Genomic DNA, 17,041 nt, shown 5'->3' on the forward strand with positions numbered 1-17,041 from the left:
AATCGTGGTGTGATTGGTTTTGTTACAAATGCGAGTTTTATCGATGCAAAATCGATGGATGGATTAAGGGCATGTTTAAAGGAAGACTTTACCAGCCTCTATATTTTTCATTTGCGTGGAGATTGCAATACATCAGGGGAAAGGCGCCGTAAAGAAGGCGGGGGAATCTTTAAAGATTCTAGTCGAATGCCTATAGCCATTTTCATTCTCGTCAAAAACCCAGAGGCACAAGAGAAGGGGAAAATTTATTTCAAGGATATAGGAGACTATCTCACAACAGAGGAAAAATTAGATAAAATTAAAAAGCTTGGGAATATCAAGGCTATCGCAGATTGGGAAAGGATTATTCCCAATGAATTTAACGATTGGATTAATCAGAGGGATACTGATTTTAATAGCTATATTGCTTTGGGAGAAAAAAGAGATAAATCTTCTGTCACAATTTTTGAAAATTATTCACAGGGGGTTATGACGAACAGAGATTCCTGGTGCTATAATTTCTCACGCAAAAAGTTACGTGAGAATATGAAGCTTATGATTGATTTCTACAGCTCTGAGTTGGAGAGAATTCAACGAAACAAGATTTCCGTTAATAATGAAAACACATTTAATAACGTGGTGAGTCGCGATCCAACAAAAATCAGCTGGGATGGTCGATTGAAGAAGAGCTTTGTGAAGGGGATATGTCACCAATATGAGCCCAAAGAGAGACGATCTGTTTATCGACCCTTCATAAAAAAGATGCTGTATTTTGATAAGAACTTAAATTGGAGCCACTATCAAATTCCAAAGGTATTTCCAGAGGAGTCCTGCGAAAATCGGGCGATTGTTGTGATAGGATTGGGGGCAAAACAAAAATTTTCGACGCTAATCGTTGATGGAGTTCCTGATTATTCTTTTATCTCATCGGGTCAATGTTTCCCATTGTATCTTTATGAGCCTATAGATTCCTCAGGACAGCTATCTTTAGGGGCCAAGAATGGTGAGCAATACCGACGGAGAGATGCCATTACCGATAAAGGATTGGCTCACTTCCAAGAGGCTTATCCCGGAGAGAAAATCCGAAAAGAAGACCTCTTTTACTACATTTACGGTTTGCTGCATAGTGATGAATATCGAGAGCGTTATGCCAAGAATCTCAACAAGCAGATACCACGGATCCCGCGTGTAAAGAGCTTTGCGGATTTTTCTGCTTTCGCACAAGCTCGGTCGTGATTTAGCTGCTCTCCATCTGAATTATGAAACTGTACCTCTATACACAGGTATTAGTTTGGTCAGTCGCTTAGAGGGATTAGCACTGACAGAACAAGGCGTTATCGGTGGGAATGATTCAGATTTTCGTGTTGAACAAATGAAGTTTGCCAAGAAAAAAGATCCCAAAACAGGGAAGAGTATCGATGATAAAACAACTCTTATTTACAACGGTAGGATTACTATCGAGAATATCCCTGAAGAAGCTTATGAATATGTGGTTGGTGGAAAATCCGCTCTAGAACAGGTGATGGGTTGTCAAACTAGCAAACCAAAAAAGCAGAAGAAAAATAATTCTGGAATTGCGGATGATGCGAATGATTGGGCTTGTGAGATTATGGGTAATGCACGTTATCCGCTCGAATTATTCCTGCGAATGATCACGGTAAGTTTGGAGACATGCAAAATTGTACGGAACCTTCCTCAATTAGATATCAAAGAAGAGTTTTTAGAAAAAGAGATACCTTTGAAGCTGGTCGTCTAAAAGAACTTTCGTCTTCATTCGGTAAGCTGTTGCGAAAAGAAACAATTATTGAAGTGATTGTGGTTATTCGCAGATTTTAAAATATAGGATAGTAAAATGAAAAAACTGAAATAGTATAATGGATTTAGATGGTTTTGTTATGTGCTACCACGGACATTCCAATGGAAAGGACGTGCAATGCGTGCTGAGTATTTTTGGTTCATGTTTGTATTTAATCTTATTACGATGCCTATTTTTCTACTACTACAGGTGCTAGCAGTGTTAAATTCATCTGAATTTGTTGTGGTCTTATGTTGGTTTGTGTGGTTTATAATTTATGCGATATGTTATTTACCTATTTTATTTGTGTCTATAAGACGGATGCATGATTTAGGTCATTCAGGTTTTTGGGTGGTTCTTTGTATGGGGTCTCTGAGCATTGTGCAAGGAATGCCTCAAATAAGCGGATTTTCTGAGCCCGCTATTTTTGCAATCATATTATTTTTTACTGTTGCTTTGTCGCTTTATCTTCTCTTCAAAGATGGAGAGCGCAAGGACAACAAATATGGTGAGGATCCGAAGAAAGTTTTAATTGATCGATATAGCGATAATCAAAACAGTAAGTAAGAGACTTATTCCTTGATTTGAGTGTCTGTTAGTGTTTTGCGACCGTTCTTTTGCGAAGGAAGGGCACAGCAAGATCGGTCGCTGCTGGTTTTCTTTGATTATTATTTCTATAGCAAGAAAGGTCTGCAAATGATCTTTGAGAATAGATCATTACTTTACAATGTAGTAAACTGATGTAGCCTCAGAATTTTTTATAGCGTTACCAGCGGTAAGGAAAAATAAATTATTAGTAAAGACCTCTTCCAGAGAATAATAAAAATAAATCGAAGCGGATGTAAAAGCCATTTAAGTGAGCTTTTCTTGTTATTATTATAACAGGTCTTGATTAATATGGTGTGATTTTTGCCATATATAGCTCATTTATTATCGGTTCATGATATTATTGAAGTAGTAACATAAATGAGCTTTGAATAAAGGCTTTTGGTAAATCATTAGCCCTATACTCAAACTAAGCTCTTCTTCTTTATAAAACTGCTTTTTCAGGGATAGCGTTTAAGTATATCTGCTGCTGCGTTGCGTAGTTCTGAAAGATTCCTGAATACGATATTACGTACAATCTTTGGGTTAATATCATCACCTAAATAATCATGAACTATTAAATTTCTAAAACCCTTCACCTTAGACCACTCGATGTCTGGATATTCCTTTTTGATGTGATCTGGCAGTTTATCGGCTGACTCTGAAATTGTATGTAAATTCCGATAAAGAATATCCTTGAAAGCATCAGAGTCTTCGGTTTCATATTTTGCGCGGAATCGTTCAATGCGCTCAGATGCAATCAAAATATGTTCAGCATAGCGTTGCTACGCCTTTGGATCTTGCTTGGTCATAATTCAATTGCTCCATCAAGAATGGATTTTTTAAGTCGTTTATAAACCATTTCAAGGCGTACTACATCAACGCGACGTTTCCCAAACATTTCTTGTAGTTTGCCAATAAATTCAAAATCATCTTCAGAAAAAGGTTTGTTTTCAGGAAATTCAACCAAAAAGTCAATATCGCTGTGTGGCTGATCTTCGCTGCTTGCAACCGATCCAAATAATCGGATACGGGTTATTCCATATTTTTTGGCGAGAGATAGAATGTCATGACGGCGTGCATGAACAAGATCCTTGATCGAATTATAAGCCCCTGGCTCAGATGCACGACATGCTGCATTGACTAAACGATTATATTCTGATGGTGACAGGTAATAGCCAACTATCCTACCATAACTCTTTACTTCAATTGGTTCACTTTGCACTTCTTGATTGCGTCGCCCTGGATTACTGAAGAATTCTGTTGCTGTGAATGAAAGCACAGTACAATGCTCCTTTTCAATTTGTGCCATTTCTATAGAAGTAGCTAAAATGGCAAAATTGTTAATATTTTTGATCATGAAATGATTCAATGATTCTCAGCAATGCCTTTATTCATAAGGTAATGTTAAAACTTGAAAGAAAAGTAGCTGTGAGTCTACATGGTTTGTCACTAGTAAGAAAAACCGCTGTGCTGAAGCAGAAAGATCAATGAATCCACGAAATGTTATTGTTTAGAATTGCTTTGATGTGCAAAAAAATTATAAAAATTTTTGAAAGTGCAACCTTCAAAACTCTCAAAACTCCTTTTAGAGTAGTTTTGAAGGTTTTGAGGGTTCGTATTCTAGACAAAAGGGTTTTTATTTTAGCCAAAACAGATATTTTTTAATAATTATCTATACGGTTATACAGATTTGCAAATTTGATATTTTATTTATGGGATTATTATTAGATTTTGAATCTTTGGTGTGGAAGGCTTTCTTTTACGCCAGCAATTGTTTTTTAGAGAGCATAGTTGTAGATTTCCAATAGCTTGTTTAGAGTTCTGCTTAGCGCTTTTAATCAAGCAATAAGAGGTGGATTGTTAGGTGGATTAAAAAATAATAAAAATGACTAAATTATTGATTATATTGCATTATTAGAAATAAAATGGTGCCGCATGCCAGATTCGAACCAGCGACCCCATCATTACGAATGATGTGCTCTACCAACTGAGCTAATGCGGCATAAGCTTATACATTAATTAAACAAAAATTAATTTCAGAGTAATAACTAAAAGAATATCCAAAAGCAAGTGTACATTTTGTTTGGTGATGTATAAAGGTAAGGTACTCATTGAAGTAACAAAAATAGCATACAGAAGCAAAGATAAGAATAGTTTTTTGATTTTGATGCTATAAAGTTCATATAAAATATTTTCTCAATTGATGATTGTATTCAATCTTTGAGGTGGTATAAAAAATGCATTATTGTAATAATAAATGATATCAAGATGTCTTTATATAGATAAGGATACTTATAGTTTTTCTAAGAAAGAGGGAAATTTATTTGGTGAACTATTTGGGATACAAAAAGATATTATAAGTCTTTATTGATTAAAAAGATATAAGATGAATACAATTAATAGAGAAGCATTTATACAAGCGCTTTTTAGAAGAATTTAGGGTACTTCATATTTTTTGCATAGTCAGAACTATTTAAATCATGAACAGCTTTATATCTGAATGTGCCTCTTTATTCATATCTTTAAGTACTACAGCTTTATAAGAATGAGGATAAAAAAGCCATTTAATAAAATCAGATATGTTTTTCTATTTAAGGTGCAATAAGATATTATACCGGATGAAAATTAGCTAATAAAATTAAACTAATTTATCAAGAAAATGGCATTAAAAAGTTTTCTTGTATGGGAACTAACTAGTAGGAAAGTTTAAATATAATATTCAAAAACTTAATATTTTAACTCAAATTTAGAAGAAGGAATTTTTTCTAAAGTCATCGTTGCATCATTTTCTTATCAATGAAAGTGAAAATTAACATTACAAACAGAATTCATAAATAATATTATCCAAGTCAATTATTTCAATGATATAGTCGATATTTTTATTGAAGCTCTCAAGTTTTTCTTGTGATATCCTCTCAGTTTTTTCAAGACACAGTGAACAGTAGACTACAGTAATACAAATATTTTTTTATCACAATTATAATCATTCTCTCATCACACTCTACATTAATACATATGTGAAACAATTTTTGTGTTCCCCATATTTTCATTGTTGTTTTAAAAAGTTTTTATTCTATAAAGATTGCTAATGTTATTTTTTAAAGTACATTTTTAATATGCGATCATAGCATTAAAGGCATTAAAAAAGATAGCAAGGAGCTTTTTTAGAAGATAAATTAGCAATCGTAAATAATTTTATCCACTTTCAATATATCTGCTTCTACATATAAACTTTTCTCATGAGTGAGTAGAATTAAAGATTGAATCTTGGTGATTAAATATCTTTTAGCTCAGCAAAATAAGCTCATTACATAGTTCCTTAATAGCGATTATGAGGTAGCTATATACGTCTATCATGAGGTACTCTTAAATTGTGTTTATTCGTAAAATAGTTTTGCAGTTATTTCAATAAAATAAGCTTCTCCAAGGTATATCAGTCTGTATGACACAATAAGTTTTAGAGAGATTTTATCAACATCAAACATATTTTTCTTTTCTATAAGAGCTATTATAAAAGGGTTTTTGTTTTTTGTAACTCAAGATAAAAAGTACTGTTGCTAAAGCACCAGAGATAGACCATATTGGTAAACAAATCAAAGTCATACAAATTGATGATAAGGGGGGCGAAATAATATCATGTATAGACTGATTAAGACTATAAATATCCGTTTGCAGAAGGGTTGCTAATATTTTGTTTAGGGGCGTTGTTGTCCAATTTGATGTGCTCACAGAGTGCACAATATCGATGGCTAGTACTATAATTGTCAGCGTAACAAAAATAAAAGCAATTAATTTAAGTAAAGAGCGTAGCATATTTTTTTATTAATTTAATGGAATATTTGCATAACGTATAGAAAGACAAACAGTTTCATTATTATAAAAGAATACGTTTACATTCATTTTTATAGTTAATTTTGAAAAAGATGCGCAAAAATTATAGTGAATTTTCTCAGTGAAAATTTAAATTCAATGAGAATAAATAATGATAAAGAGGGGATAATGTCTGAAGAAAAGTACAATGAATTGAAGCGTAATCTTCAAAATCGCCACGTTCAAATGATTGCTCTAGGAGGAGTTATTGGAACGGGTCTCTTTTATGGGGCAATCGAAACTATACAATTAGCTGGTCCTTCAGCTATTTTAGCTTATCTTTTCGGTGGGCTTATTATATATTTCATTATGAGAATGCTTGGTGAGATGTTAGTAGAAGAGCCAATTTCGGATACTTTTAGTTTCTTTGCTTATAAATATTGGGGGAATTTAGCTGGCTTCATAACAGGATGGAATTATTGGTTTCTTTATATTCTCGTCAGTATGACCGAACTTACAGTTATTGGATTTTATCTTGATCATTGGATTTTGATTGATCATTGGAAATCATCTTTTATCGTTCTTTTATTGGTTACATTGATCAATTTACTTGATGTTCGTTTTTTTGGAGAATTTGAATTTGGTTTTGCTTTGATTAAGGTAGTTGCTGTTGTTGGTATGATTATTTTGGGGCTTTTTCTCATTATTACTGGAATGGGTGAGAATCAAGCAAGTATTCACCATCTTTGGGATCATGGGGGGTTTTTCCCTTATGGTATAATAGGCATTATTTTTGCTACTTGTGTGGTGATGTTTTCTTTCGGTGGAACAGAGCTTATTGGCATTGCTGCTGGAGAGATATCAAATCTACAAAAAACAATACCAACTGCTATTCGTAAAGTGATGTGGAGGCTGGTAATTTTTTATATTGGTTCTATTAGCATTATTATGATGATAAATCCGTGGAATATGATTGGGAAAAATGGTAGTCCTTTTGTTACGATTTTTGAATCTATAGGAATTCCAGCTGCTGGTCATATTTTAAATTTTGTAGTTATTACGGCTGCCATTTCTGTTTATAATAGCAGTATTTATTCTAATGGCCGTATGCTTTATAGTTTGGCTATGCAGAGAAATGCACCAAATGTTTTTAGTAAACTTAGTACTCTTCATGTTCCGTACGTTGCTATTCTTTTTTCATCAGCTTGCACTGCAATAATTGTTATTATTAATGCTTTTGTCCCCGATAATAAATTTATGCGAATCATGGCTCTTGCAACTGCGGCAGCGGTTATTACTTGGGCTATAATTGTTATTGTCCATTTAAAGTTTCGAAAAGCACATAAGGAAAAAAAAGGTTCGTTTATTTATAAATTTAGCTTATATCCTTATGCTAACTATTTTTGCCTTATCTTTCTTGCTTTATTGTTTTGTATTATGTTTTTAAGTGGTTTTAGGCAAAATGGATTAATGTCTCAATTTTTCGATATGGCAGGGATAAGGGTAACTTTTATTAGATCATATATTCCTATGCAAATGCCTGATATGAGTTTAGCAGTTATTATCGCTCCCATATGGTGTTTGCTTTTATTTTTAAGCTATAGATTTAAGAAATGGTGGTAAAAGAGGAATATAAATGGATTGATTGGAATAAATCTTGGGAATCATAAAATTTGATAAGGTGACGCAGGTCTTTGGTGATTTGTGCGTTTTGAGGGATATTACTGTACAGCTTACGGAAAGAAGAATTGCAATTATTGGTGCAAATGGTTCTGGGAAAAGTACATTTGTTCGCCTTATTAATGGGCTGCAATTACCGTCAAATGGTGTTGTGAGTGTTGATGGGCTTGACACAAAGCGCGATGCAAAGGCAATAAAGCGTAAAATAGGATTTGTTTTTCAAAACCCGGATAATCAAATCGTTTTGCCATTAGTAGAAGAAGATTTATCTTTTGGTCTCAAAAATTTAAAACTTGGTAAGGATGAAATTAAGAAGCGTGTAGATGAAATTTTACAGCGCTATGATCTTCAAGCTTTTAGAAATCATGCAGTTCATTTATTAAGTGGGGGGCAAAAACAATTAGTTGCTATTTCAGGTGTGGTAGCAATGGAACCGGATTATATTATTTTTGATGAGCCGACAACATTACTTGATTTACGAAATAAGTATCGTGTTACCCAAGTTATAGAAGAATTATCACAAACAGTGATTGTTGTATCACATGATTTGGAATTTCTCAGAAAGTTTGACAGAGTACTTGTTTTTGATAAAGGAAAAATAGTCGTTGATGATGTACCTTTTGTTGCAATCAAGGAATATGTAAGAAGAATGCTGTGATCAGTTTATATTTTCCTAGAGATACTTTTATCCATAAGCTTAAACCAGAAATTAAGCTGCTGTTCTTTACTTTATGTACAACAATTACATTTATAGTTTCGTCTATACCTATTCTCTCAACATTTTTATTATTTGTAGCTTTATTGTATGGAGTTGCTAAGATTCCTTTTAGTAATATATTAAAGCAACTTAAATCAATAAGTTTATTTTTAGCACTTATATTTGTTTTTCATGTTGTTTTTAACAGTTGGTTTATAGGTTTTGAAGTTGTATTACGCTTGGTCATTTTTATTTTTTTATCTTCACTCATTTCTTTAACAACCAAAGTTTCAGATATAGTAAATTTAATTGAAAAAGGTCTTAGACCACTTCAGTATTTTGGGGTAAATTCATCAAAATTTAGTATGGTTTTATCTATGGCAATCAGATTTATTCCAGTTATTAGCGAGAAATTCCACGAGGTGCGTGAAGCACAGCAGGCACGCGGATTTGATACTAACATGTTTTCTCTTGCAATACCTCTCATTATACGAACAATCAAGATAGCTTCAGAGGTAGCCGAAGCTTTAGATGCACGCTCGTACGATAGTGATACTAATGATAAAGTCTAATAATGATAAAAACACTCATAATAAAAGGGATAGTTTGATGAATACAAAAGATCTAACATACATTTCTTTATTTGCAGCTATTTATGCAGTCTTAGGCCTTTTTCCTCCTATTTATCTTCCTATTTTTCTTGGGCTTCCCATTACAGCTCAATCTATGGGACCAATGTTAGCAGGGTCTATACTTGGTGCGAAAAGAGGAGCTTTAGCATCAGTTCTTTTTCTTGTACTTGTTGCTATTGGGTTGCCTTTATTGGCTGGTGGGCGTGGAGGTATTGGTGTTTTTTTAGGGGTTGGTGGTGGCTATATGATTGGTTATCCAATTGCTGCATTTTTTATTGGTTTGATGGTTGAGTTGTTTTGGCAACAACTAAATTTTTTTAAATTATTTGTTATCAATGCTGTAGGTGGTATAGGGATTGTTTATTTTTTCGGGGTTCCTTGGATGGCTTATTTTACTAAAGTTTCTTTGTTAACAGCTTTAATGAGTTCGTTAGGTTTTTTGATTGGTGATTTTTTGAAAGTATTGCTTGCATCCTCTATTACACTTACTGTTAGAAAATCTGTTCCCCTTATTTTATCCCAAAAAGGTAATTTTTAGTTTGAATGAAATTTTATAATTGCGATACATTTAAAAATAAAAAGAAGAAAAATGTGAAATAAAAAAATTATTACATGTTGTTTGGGGGAACATTTTAAAGAGAAGTACCATACAGTCTGTATAAATTATTTGATTACAGTATAAGAAATATTACAATTGATAAGCTGTATAGATTATTTTGTTATGTTTTATTAAAAATGATGGTATTATTAAAATTTAGGTAACATATTAAATTAAAATCATGCAAATCGTTATTCTTTTGTAAGTAAATTTTTATTACCTTTATAAAGAAGGAAAATTAACGATTATTTCTCTGCTTGTATTTTATTTAGAGTTTTTGGCTAGAGGTGAGTAATATATCTATAACCGTATATTATATAATATAGTTTATATTCATAATGATTTTTTAATAAAAAATTAAAATATTTTTTATTAATTATATTATTTATTCTATAGACAGACATAATGATATTATGTTAAATACAATACATGTTTTTATTAAGTAAGGTAAATATATATAAATAAGGTCATGAATATAAAGTATTTTTTTATCATATATGTTATTGTTTTAATTTTTTCTTCTATCGTGCAAGCATCTGATCGTGCAGATCTTCATGAAGAAGCGTCTGTTTTAATTACTTCTGCCGTTTCTAAAACAGATTCATGCTTTAACAGACAGGTTAATTCTTTATTGAATGAAGTTGTCATACCTGCTTATCCGAGCGATCACGGCATATTTTGGAAAAGTGTAACATCGATATTTCAGAAAGCGAAGCTTGTTTACACTAAATTAGGGCAATATTTATATGCTTCCATATTTTCTGTGTTTAATTGGTAGGGATATAGGGTACATATTATTTTTTATAGTAACATATAAAATATATCCTACGATACATTTAAACTTTTAAAAAAGAAATTTGGATATTCATTATTAAGGTAAAATTTATAGATTATTTATACAGCTATCAGTTGTATGAATATGTAATTTGAGTACTTAGTATATCAGAAATTATTTATTAGTGTAAATGATTTCGGTAGTTAAGATCATCAAGATTTTTCAATAAATTCAGAAATTGTGATGATTTAGCTCAATATTAGTTCAATAATTGGAGCAGTTTACTCAGGAGAATTATTCCTTAATTTTGTACAAAATTATCCTAGCAACTTGCCTTTAGTTGAAAGGGCAGTGTGGTTTTATTTTTGTGATGTTGTTTTGTTTCTGATGAATAAAGTTTATAAGCGTTTAAAATCCTTTAAAAAAGGAATCTATTTTTGATCTAGTAAAACTTACGAAAGAGAATGTGGTAGATTAGGAAGAGCTGTTTGATGCAAACATTTTATATTTTTTTATGAGAATACTGTCGATTTTTTTGGATACATCAAAGATTTATTTGATCTAGATTTACCGTGTTTTTCCAAGAACGATTATCATTTTACAGATAAATTTAATGCAGATAATTTCATTAATATTAATATAGCATACATCCTAAAAGATATTCAGAGTAAGTTTGTACTAATATTTAATGATTGTGATACGGCAAAAAAAATTAAAAGCTTTATTTTTTAGTGATGAAAATACTTTGGAGTATTAAGACAGCTCAAAAAGAAGTTTTTATTCATAATATGCTATAGAAGAGAGGTTAAAGATCATACGCTGTAATTTTTATTTTTTTAAAAGTATGTAATATCAGTAAATGGCTCCAAAGGCTTTAAAAACCTGATCATGTATGATTATTTGGGAGATAATATTGATCCGAAGATTGTGAGCAATATCATCTTCAAAAACCTTCTAGAGTTACGTAAAGCAGCTACTGATATACTCAAACGATATTCTTAAGAATATTAGATGCAGCACGCACTATCTTAGATAGGAAGAAAGGGATCAAGCATTTGTTTTAGGTATACGTTGCGTGCACACTACATAAGCGAGATTCCGGACATGAGATTAAGGGATCATACTGTCTTTGCTTCTTGCATATACACTTTTTGTCAGGATTATTTCTTTTTACTTTTTGTTTTCATGTTCATCTTCTGTATGACGCAATGAACGTATTTGTGTCAAAATATAAAAAGCTCTCAAATAAGAATCTTTAAATCCCTCAAAAGTATTTTAATGGGGATTGTACGGTAGTTTTTTAAGCACGAAATGAGCTAAGAACCCCAGAAGATTGATGTTTGATTGTTCGTTTTGGGTCATTTTTTCCTTTTCCTATTTTGATTTTAGCTCCTGCCACACTTATTGTTCAGTGGCAAGTCGAGATACTAGATCAGTTAGGTATACCTTCCGCCATTTGGTCATCCCAAAAGAAGTGTTGGTTAGGCGTAGAAGGACAGGAGCTTTCTCCTCGTTGTGATATGGCCTCCATCAAGAAATGCCCTTATCAAATTGCGATCGTATCTACAGGTTTGATCACACATCAGTGGGAGGGGGAAGATTTTACGAAAGAATCGGGATTCCTTCTAAAGAAGCGCTTTGGTACCGTTATCTTAGATGAAGCACATAAAGCTCGTTTTCACCGTGTATCCGGTAATCAAGAATTAAAACCTAACCGTCTCATGCGTTTCATGCAAAAGATAGCTGCGCGTACATGCCACATGATATTGGGTACTGCAACACCAATCCAAACAGATGTACGTGAATTATGGGATCTTTTAGAAATTTTAAACAAAAACGCAATGTTCGTATTAGGTGATCAAGATTCTTTGTGGCATCAGCATGAGAAAGCCATTCAAATAATTACTGGAAAAACACAACTAACTTCAGATGAGGTCTTGGATTGGCTAAAAATCCGCTCCCTCCCAGGAAAACACATACTATGATTGGGGCACTGCGTAGTAATTTGGGTATTGATGAGAAATCCTTTGAATGTTCTTATCGCTTCAAAGATCTTGATGACATGACGCAATTGTTTCTTACCTCTGAATGTCAGAAGTATAACTTCTTGAAAGAAGAAAATCCGGTACTTCGTCATGTAATTTTAAGAAAGCGTAAGCAGTTAGAAGACATTGGCTTATTAGAAAAAATAGGGGTTAACATTCATCCAATGAAGAAAAACCTTGCACTGTATGAGGGACGTTTTACAGGTCTTGGTATTTTAACCAATTCACCTTTTCAAGTAGCGTACAGAAAAGCCGAAGAATTTACAAAATTACTTCGGCGTCGTGCAAAAAATGCTGGTTTTATAAAATCATTGATGCTGAGACGAATCTGCTCTAGCTTTGCGTCTGGCTTAAAAACAATACAGAACATGTTGCAGCATACGATATCTGATGAGGAGGAGGAGGGTATTGTCAAAAATTGTGAATCACTTCTCTCGAACATGACGCTAGAAGAGGTGGCTTGTCTAGAGGAAATTAAAACACAGCTGTCGAAACCAGAGGCTGTAGATACAAAGCTCGATATAGTGAAGTGGTTTTTATCTGAGTTTAGAACAGATGAAAAAACTTGGCTGGAGCAAGGCTGTATCATTTTTAATCAGTACTACGATACGGTTGAATGGATAGCGAAAGAGCTTTCTAAATTCTTTACAAAAGAAGTGGTGGCGGTTTATGCAGGCGGGCGTAAGAGTGGTTTTTTTAGAGAGGCGCAGTTCAGTAGTGTTGGGCGTGAAGATATTAAATCTAGAGTTAAGAATCGTGAGATTCGTTTAATTGTGGCTACTGATTCAGCATGTGAAAGCTTAAATCTACAAACTCTCGGCACACTAATCAACGTTGATCTTCCCTGGAATCCTGCTCGGTTAGAGCAACGACTTGGGCGAATCAAACGTTTCGGTCAAGTACGTAAATCTGTGGATTTGCTTAACCTCGTGTATTGCAAAACGCTGGATGAAGAAATTTATGACGTGGTATCTAAGCGATTTCGAGATGTTTACGACATATTTGGCAGTCTACCGGATACCATCAAAGACGAGTGGATCGATGATGTGATAAAACTAGAAAAACACATGGACGAATATATACACGAGCGTAAAAAGGCTCAGGATGCATTTTCTGTTAAATACCAGGATACCCTAAATCCAGATGATAATCTTTGGGAGCAATGTAAAACTGTTCTCTCGCGTAATGATATCGTAAATGCACTCAGCAGGCCTTGGGATAGCAGAGAATGATAGATTCATGAATACTACAATATTACAGTAAGCTCGCAGAAGGTTTCAGTAAGAAAGTAAAACTTAGTATCGTTGCTACGCCTTTGGATCTTGCTTGGTCATAATTCAATTGCTCCATCAAGAATGGATTTTTTAAGTCGTTTATAAACCATTTCAAGGCGTACTACATCAACGCGACGTTTCCCAAACATTTCTTGTAGTTTGCCAATAAATTCAAAATCATCTTCAGAAAAAGGTTTGTTTTCAGGAAATTCAACCAAAAAGTCAATATCGCTGTGTGGCTGATCTTCGCTGCTTGCAACCGATCCAAATAATCGGATACGGGTTATTCCATATTTTTTGGCGAGAGATAGAATGTCATGACGGCGTGCATGAACAAGATCCTTGATCGAATTATAAGCCCCTGGCTCAGATGCACGACATGCTGCATTGACTAAACGATTATATTCTGATGGTGACAGGTAATAGCCAACTATCCTACCATAACTCTTTACTTCAATTGGTTCACTTTGCACTTCTTGATTGCGTCGCCCTGGATTACTGAAGAATTCTGTTGCTGTGAATGAAAGCACAGTACAATGCTCCTTTTCAATTTGTGCCATTTCTATAGAAGTAGCTAAAATGGCAAAATTGTTAATATTTTTGATCATGAAATGATTCAATGATTCTCAGCAATGCCTTTATTCATAAGGTAATGTTAAAACTTGAAAGAAAAGTAGCTGTGAGTCTACATGGTTTGTCACTAGTAAGAAAAACCGCTGTGCTGAAGCAGAAAGATCAATGAATCCACGAAATGTTATTGTTTAGAATTGCTTTGATGTGCAAAAAAATTATAAAAATTTTTGAAAGTGCAACCTTCAAAACTCTCAAAACTCCTTTTAGAGTAGTTTTGAAGGTTTTGAGGGTTCGTATTCTAGACAAAAGGGTTTTTATTTTAGCCAAAACAGATATTTTTTAATAATTATCTATACGGTTATACAGATTTGCAAATTTGATATTTTATTTATGGGATTATTATTAGATTTTGAATCTTTGGTGTGGAAGGCTTTCTTTTACGCCAGCAATTGTTTTTTAGAGAGCATAGTTGTAGATTTCCAATAGCTTGTTTAGAGTTCTGCTTAGCGCTTTTAATCAAGCAATAAGAGGTGGATTGTTAGGTGGATTAAAAAATAATAAAAATGACTAAATTATTGATTATATTGCATTATTAGAAATAAAATGGTGCCCAGACGCGGATTCGAACCACGGACACGCGGATTTTCAGTCCGCTGCTCTACCAACTGAGCTATCTGGGCACACTGCGCAAAATACGTGAATCGTGTGCGGTTATAACATTAAAATTTTCTCTGTCCAGCCTTTAAAAGAAAAATAATTGATTTTTTGTAATTTTATCTCTGTACTCTAAGTATTGTAATTACTTTTTCTGTAAAATCAACTTGATAGGTATATGATGATGTTTTAGTATTTATGATCATCAAAGTATTGTTTGATCATGGTAGATGATACAGGCAATTGTCTTTTAAAAGATTAATCAAAAAGTATGATTGATTGGAATCTTTTTTATAAAGATTGCATAAATTTTAAGCTGACCAGATGAATGGAAAATATTTTTAAATATTTATAAAAAAGACAGTTTGTATAATTATTTATAATAATTCATTTTTCTTTAAAGAAAAACAAACCACCTAAAAGGGAAGCACAATGATGCTGCTGAAGGAACCAAGTCGTCGTCCAAATAATCCTAATTTTTCTTCAGGTCCTTGTAGTAAGCGACCTGGTTGGACTATTGAAGTTCTCAAAAAGGCATTATGTGGGCGTTCACACCGTTCTAAAATAGCGCAATTAAGACTTACTGAAACCATTGATTTAACTCGTGAGGTTCTTGAAGTACCTTCTGATTATCGTATAGGTATTGTTCCTGCTTCAGATACTGGCGCTGTTGAGATGTCTCTATGGTCTTTATTAGGTGCACGTGGTATTGATATAGCAGCATGGGAAAGCTTTGGTTCAGGTTGGATTTCTGATGTTGTTGGGCAATTAAAGCTTTCTGATGTGCGTCGCTTTGAAGCTCCTTATGGCGAATTGCCGGACTTAACACAAATTGATTTTGATCGTGATGTTGTTTTCATATGGAATGGAACGACTTCTGGTGTGCGTATTCCTAATGCAGATTTTATTCCAGATAAGCGGTTAGGATTGACGATTTGTGATGCAACATCAGCAGCTTTTGCACAAAATCTTGATTTTTCAAAATTGGATGTTGTTACTTTTTCATGGCAAAAAGTTTTGGGAAGTGAGGCAGCACATGGTATGTTAATTTTAAGTCCTCGTGCTGTTGAGCGGCTTGAAAATTATGTTCCAGTTTGGCCCATACCTCAAATTTTCTGTATGACGAAAAATGGAAAACTAAATGAAGATATCTTTAAGGGGAAGGTTATCAATACTCCCTCTTTGCTGTGTGTTGAAGATTATCTAGATGCATTGAAATGGGCAAAATCAATAGGTGGTTTGCAGGCATTAAAGGCGCGAGTTGATAAAAATTTTGCTGTATTTGATGATTTTATTCAAAGAACACCTTGGTTAGAATATTTAGCAAAAGATCCTAAAATACGTTCTAATACAGTTGCTTGTCTAATAATCGTGGATCCCGTTATTACTGCTTTAGATAGTGAAAAGCAGGCATTATTTGTAAAAGAAATAGTAAATCGTCTTGATGAAGCGGGTGTTGCTTATGATATTAGTTCTTATCGAAATGCTCCTTTAGGTTTTCGGATTTGGACAGGTATAACAATTGAGGCTTCTGACCTTGAAATTTTAACGGAATGGCTTGAATGGGCATTTCAGATTGAAAAAGCTCAGCTTTAAATAACTTTTGGTGATTTTTATAACACGGGTTTTCTTTAAAATGTAGAAAATTATGGTAGCATCTCATATTTCTGTATTAGAAAAACTTACTTCAAATATCGCATAGATTATGTAAAATTGCAGAATAAGTATTCATTATTTGTCAGATGTTGATAAAAATAATAGCCAAGAGGTTTAAATTTTTTGTTTTTTTATAGCAGAAATATCTAATTTGGGATGAGAGCACATTTTATATTCCAGTGTTGTTTACTTTTGTTATTGTGAATCTGTGAATTTAATAACATTAAGATTGGAAAAAAGTTTAAATGAAGAGTCGCACTTGCCTTAAGGTTTCGTTATAAAGAG

Annotated in this window: 15 protein-coding genes and 2 tRNA genes; 11 read left to right on the forward strand and 6 right to left on the reverse strand. The window is 33.3% G+C overall.

All coding sequences use genetic code 11. The features are described 5' to 3' along the window. Nucleotides 1-9: 9 nt before the first annotated feature. The 3 genes from V4P56_RS00440 to V4P56_RS00450 all read left to right on the forward strand — a co-directional run bounded on the left by V4P56_RS00440 (nucleotide 10) and on the right by V4P56_RS00450 (nucleotide 2,341). A complete protein-coding gene (locus V4P56_RS00440; protein WP_455481705.1) occupies nucleotides 10-1,215 on the forward strand; it encodes a type ISP restriction/modification enzyme in 1,206 nt (401 codons plus the stop codon). Next, complete coding sequence (locus tag V4P56_RS00445) at nucleotides 1,178-1,735, forward strand: type ISP restriction/modification enzyme (RefSeq protein ID WP_455481704.1); 558 nt, start codon at nucleotides 1,178-1,180, stop codon at nucleotides 1,733-1,735. The genes V4P56_RS00440 and V4P56_RS00445 overlap by 38 nt, the downstream gene beginning before the upstream one ends. A 141-nt stretch (nucleotides 1,736-1,876) precedes the next feature. Next, entirely contained in the window at nucleotides 1,877-2,341 is a 465-nt protein-coding gene (locus tag V4P56_RS00450; RefSeq protein ID WP_455482146.1) for a DUF805 domain-containing protein, read from the forward strand. Nucleotides 2,342-2,820: 479 nt separating this feature from the next. Here the strand turns inward: V4P56_RS00450 and V4P56_RS00455 are convergent, their stop codons facing one another. From V4P56_RS00455 to V4P56_RS00470, 4 genes are all read right to left on the reverse strand, one after another. Then, nucleotides 2,821-3,123 carry a HepT-like ribonuclease domain-containing protein gene (locus V4P56_RS00455; RefSeq protein WP_455482147.1) on the reverse strand — a complete coding sequence of 101 codons (303 nt, stop codon included), beginning with the start codon at nucleotides 3,121-3,123 and terminating at the stop codon, nucleotides 2,821-2,823. 44 nt (nucleotides 3,124-3,167) lie between these two features. Continuing rightward, nucleotides 3,168-3,719 carry a nucleotidyltransferase family protein gene (locus V4P56_RS00460; protein WP_455482148.1) on the reverse strand — a complete coding sequence of 184 codons (552 nt, stop codon included), beginning with the start codon at nucleotides 3,717-3,719 and terminating at the stop codon, nucleotides 3,168-3,170. Between the two features lie 569 nt (nucleotides 3,720-4,288). Next, nucleotides 4,289-4,364 (reverse strand) — tRNA-Thr (locus V4P56_RS00465). Between the two features lie 1,475 nt (nucleotides 4,365-5,839). Further along, nucleotides 5,840-6,175: a hypothetical protein gene (locus V4P56_RS00470; RefSeq protein ID WP_455482149.1), complete on the reverse strand. Its 336-nt coding sequence runs from the start codon at nucleotides 6,173-6,175 to the stop codon at nucleotides 5,840-5,842. A 186-nt stretch (nucleotides 6,176-6,361) separates the two neighbouring features. On the opposite strand from V4P56_RS00470, the gene V4P56_RS00475 reads away from it, so the two are divergent. From V4P56_RS00475 to V4P56_RS00505, 7 genes are all read left to right on the forward strand, one after another. Further along, nucleotides 6,362-7,795, forward strand: a complete 1,434-nt coding sequence (locus V4P56_RS00475; protein WP_455482150.1) for an amino acid permease — start codon at nucleotides 6,362-6,364, stop codon at nucleotides 7,793-7,795. A gap of 34 nt (nucleotides 7,796-7,829) precedes the next feature. Further along, nucleotides 7,830-8,510 (forward strand): energy-coupling factor ABC transporter ATP-binding protein, encoded by a 681-nt coding sequence (locus V4P56_RS00480; protein WP_455482151.1) that lies wholly within the window; start codon nucleotides 7,830-7,832, stop codon nucleotides 8,508-8,510. After that, the gene (locus V4P56_RS00485) at nucleotides 8,507-9,121 is read left to right on the forward strand and encodes an energy-coupling factor transporter transmembrane component T family protein (protein ID WP_455482152.1); all 615 of its coding nucleotides are present in this window, start codon (nucleotides 8,507-8,509) and stop codon (nucleotides 9,119-9,121) included. The genes V4P56_RS00480 and V4P56_RS00485 overlap by 4 nt, the downstream gene beginning before the upstream one ends. Nucleotides 9,122-9,158: 37 nt before the next feature. Then, on the forward strand, nucleotides 9,159-9,719 hold the full coding sequence (locus tag V4P56_RS00490; protein ID WP_455482153.1) for a biotin transporter BioY: 561 nt from the start codon (nucleotides 9,159-9,161) through the stop codon (nucleotides 9,717-9,719). A gap of 529 nt (nucleotides 9,720-10,248) precedes the next feature. After that, the gene (locus V4P56_RS00495) at nucleotides 10,249-10,557 is read left to right on the forward strand and encodes a hypothetical protein (RefSeq protein ID WP_455482154.1); all 309 of its coding nucleotides are present in this window, start codon (nucleotides 10,249-10,251) and stop codon (nucleotides 10,555-10,557) included. Nucleotides 10,558-11,894: 1,337 nt separating this feature from the next. Beyond that, complete coding sequence (locus V4P56_RS00500; protein WP_455482155.1) at nucleotides 11,895-12,539, forward strand: SNF2-related protein; 645 nt, start codon at nucleotides 11,895-11,897, stop codon at nucleotides 12,537-12,539. After that, complete coding sequence (locus V4P56_RS00505; protein ID WP_455482156.1) at nucleotides 12,536-13,831, forward strand: helicase-related protein; 1,296 nt, start codon at nucleotides 12,536-12,538, stop codon at nucleotides 13,829-13,831. The genes V4P56_RS00500 and V4P56_RS00505 overlap by 4 nt, the downstream gene beginning before the upstream one ends. Nucleotides 13,832-13,929: 98 nt before the next feature. Here V4P56_RS00505 and V4P56_RS00510 read toward each other — a convergent pair whose 3' ends face one another. Together V4P56_RS00510 and V4P56_RS00515 are read right to left on the reverse strand one after the other, a co-directional pair. Then, nucleotides 13,930-14,481, reverse strand: coding sequence for a nucleotidyltransferase family protein (locus V4P56_RS00510; RefSeq protein ID WP_455482148.1), 552 nt, complete (start codon nucleotides 14,479-14,481; stop codon nucleotides 13,930-13,932). Between the two features lie 569 nt (nucleotides 14,482-15,050). Then, nucleotides 15,051-15,126, reverse strand: a tRNA-Phe gene (locus tag V4P56_RS00515). 406 nt (nucleotides 15,127-15,532) lie between these two features. Between V4P56_RS00515 and V4P56_RS00520 the strand changes: the two genes are divergently transcribed. Further along, nucleotides 15,533-16,696 (forward strand): phosphoserine transaminase, encoded by a 1,164-nt coding sequence (locus V4P56_RS00520; protein WP_455482157.1) that lies wholly within the window; start codon nucleotides 15,533-15,535, stop codon nucleotides 16,694-16,696. Nucleotides 16,697-17,041: the final 345 nt, after the last annotated feature.

It is taken from the genome of Bartonella sp. B35(2025), assembly GCF_053794465.1.

Excerpts from the sequence above, each read along its gene's own strand:
- V4P56_RS00495 (WP_455482154.1), top strand. The coding sequence starts at position 10,249 with ATGAATATAAAGTATTTTTTTATCATATATGTTATTGTTTTAATTTTT.
- V4P56_RS00505 (WP_455482156.1), top strand. The coding sequence starts at position 12,536 with ATGATTGGGGCACTGCGTAGTAATTTGGGTATTGATGAGAAATCCTTT.
- V4P56_RS00460 (WP_455482148.1), bottom strand. The coding sequence starts at position 3,719 with ATGATCAAAAATATTAACAATTTTGCCATTTTAGCTACTTCTATAGAA.
- V4P56_RS00490 (WP_455482153.1), top strand. The coding sequence starts at position 9,159 with ATGAATACAAAAGATCTAACATACATTTCTTTATTTGCAGCTATTTAT.
- V4P56_RS00475 (WP_455482150.1), top strand. The coding sequence starts at position 6,362 with ATGTCTGAAGAAAAGTACAATGAATTGAAGCGTAATCTTCAAAATCGC.
- V4P56_RS00470 (WP_455482149.1), bottom strand. The coding sequence starts at position 6,175 with ATGCTACGCTCTTTACTTAAATTAATTGCTTTTATTTTTGTTACGCTG.
- V4P56_RS00510 (WP_455482148.1), bottom strand. The coding sequence starts at position 14,481 with ATGATCAAAAATATTAACAATTTTGCCATTTTAGCTACTTCTATAGAA.
- V4P56_RS00520 (WP_455482157.1), top strand. The coding sequence starts at position 15,533 with ATGATGCTGCTGAAGGAACCAAGTCGTCGTCCAAATAATCCTAATTTT.